We start from the raw sequence: 2,419 nt of genomic DNA on the forward strand, positions 1-2,419 counted from the left end.
TGAGTATTCGGACCTCTGAGCGCCATGGGATATTCACTCTCAGCGCCGCTTGATATTCGGTTTCAGCGCCAGCGATTGTTGCCGGTGAGCGCCACCCCCGCGGGAGCCGCGCTCACCGGGCCCGGTTCAGCTGGTGGTGGCGGTGTGTTCGCGCATGTTCACCTCGCCGGTCTCGATCCAGAGGGTGTTGTGGACGATGCGGTCCATGATCGCGTCGGCGTGAACTCCGGAGCCGAGGCGCTGGTGCCAGTCCTTCTTCGCGTACTGAGTGCAGAACACCGTCGATGAGCTGTCGTATCGCCGTTCGAGGAGCTCGAGCAGCATGCTCCGGACGTCATCGGTCGGCGGATCGAGGAGCCACTCGTCGATCACGAGGAGCGTGAATGTGGAGTACTTCCGCAACCACTTCTCCCTCCCCGCTGGCCGGTCCTTCGCGGTCGCCCAACTCTCTTCGAGGTCGGGCATGCGGATGTAGTGGGCCCGGTAGCGGTGTTGGCAGGCCTGTTTTGCCAGCGCTGACCCGAGGTAGGACTTCCCGGATCCGGTGAAGCCTTGGAACACGACGTTCTGCTGCCGGGTGATGAACTGGCAGGTCCCGAGCTGCGCGATCACACCGCGGTCCAGGCCGCGCTGTTCGAGCATGTCGACCCTGCGGAGGTCCGCGTTCGGGTAGCGGAGTCCGGCCCGCCGGATGAGGCCTTCAACTTTGGAGTGGGTGAACGCGGCATGCGCGTCGTCGACGGCGAGCTTGATCCGCTCCTCGAACACCATCCCGAGGGTGAGGGTGTCGTCCTGGAGGTCGAGGGCGTCGACCAGCGAGGAGACGCCCATCTCTCGCAGCTTCCGCTTCGTCTCCGAATCGAGCCGGCTCATCGAGCGCCTCCCGCGTAGTAGTCGGCGCCGCGGACGTAGCCGGCCGGTTCGGGCGGGGTTCCGGGTGTCGTCCAGGCGTCACTGCTGCCGGGGTCGTCCTGACGGCTGTCGAGGATCGACCGCAGATGCGCGTAACGAGGTGAGCGGACCCGCGATGCGAGGGCGACGCCGGCGGCGGCTTCGACACGCGCGCTGGAGTAGCGGCGGGTGAGCCTGAGCACTGCCAGTGCGGGGTCGAGGCCCTGCTCGTCGACGGGGACCGATTCGAAGATCCGGTTCACGATCGTGGTGGTGTTCTCGCCGATCCTGGCTGCCCATTCCCGGACCCTCGGGGCGTCCCATTGCCGATACTGCGGGCCGTCGGGCAGGTCACTGTCGTGGGTGCGGTATTCGTTGATCACCCCTGTCGGGGTGAGGAGATGGCTGGTGAGGCGCTGGTCGCCGGCGAACACCTCCAACGTCGTGTCGGTGATGCGCAGATCGACGTTCCGGCCGATGTTCGCGTAGGGGACGGAGTAGAAGTTGCGCTCGAACACCACGTGCCCGTTGCGCTGGACCTTGCGTCCGTAGAGCCATCGGGAGATCTCGAACCCGACGGCTGGCAGTGGCCGCAGCAGCGGCTTCTCCTCCGCCTCGAACACGCCCAGCCTCGACCCGGCGCGCTTCTGGAACGGCTCGGCGTTGTAAGCGGCGACCCGCTCATAGACCGCGGCCCGAAGTTCCGGCAGCGTCGCGAACCGCCGATCGCGGAGCGCCGCGATCACGAAGGTAGCGACGTTCCCGACCGTGCCCTCAACGCTCGCCTTATCCTTCGGCTTCGCGACCCTGCCCGGCAGCACCGCCGCGGAGTAATGCGCGGCGAGTTCCCGATACGCGTCGTTGAGAACCACCTCACCCTCCGCCGGGTGCTTGATCACTCCCGTCTTCAGGTTGTCCGGGACGATCCGAGGAACACTCCCGCCGAACCAGTCGAACATCGCCGCGTTCGCACGCAACCAGGTCTCCTGCCGCATATCGAGCGTCGGCTCGACGAACGAGTACCTCGAGAACGGCAGCGTCGCGACGAACAAGTAGACCCGCGTCGCCTGGCCCGTGACCGGATCGGTCAGCGCCATCGTCTTCCCCGACCAGTCGACCTCGACCGTCTGAGCGGCCTTGTGACCCACCCGCGACGCCGCGCCGATCACCAGCACGTGCCGCTGGTAGGTCTTGCAGAACCGGTCATAGCCCATCGCCGTCTCACCCCTGCTCCGGCAGGCGTCGACGTACTCGCCGTGCAGCAGCTTCAACGTCACCCCGACCCGGGCGAGCTCGCGATGCACCTTCTCCCAGTCCGGCTGCCCGTGAACGCTCTCGTGCTCACCGCGCCCGGGGAACAGCCGCGCATACACCTCCGCCTCCTCGAGATCGGCAACGTCGTCCCAGCCGATCCCTTCCCGGTCGGCGGCATCGAGCACCGCCGCCACCGAGTGCCGAGACATGCCCTGCGCCGCGATCTGCCGCCCCGTGAGCCCCTCCGCGCGAAGCCGGAGCACCAGCTTCGCCT

At 67.1% G+C, this 2,419-nt stretch carries 2 protein-coding genes; both read right to left on the minus strand.

Annotated elements, in window-relative coordinates; genetic code table 11:
• Window positions 1-126: 126 nt before the first annotated feature.
• Window positions 127-873 carry an ATP-binding protein gene (locus Q1V87_RS13125; protein WP_300593693.1) on the minus strand — a complete coding sequence of 249 codons (747 nt, stop codon included), beginning with the start codon at window positions 871-873 and terminating at the stop codon, window positions 127-129.
• On the minus strand, window positions 870-2,419 hold a 1,550-nt coding region (gene istA, locus Q1V87_RS13130), incomplete at its 5' end, for an IS21 family transposase (RefSeq protein ID WP_300593696.1). The genes istA and Q1V87_RS13125, both read right to left, overlap by 4 nt.

The sequence above is a fragment of the Microbacterium sp. genome (genome assembly GCF_030149085.1).
GTDB lineage: Bacteria > Actinomycetota > Actinomycetes > Actinomycetales > Microbacteriaceae > Microbacterium.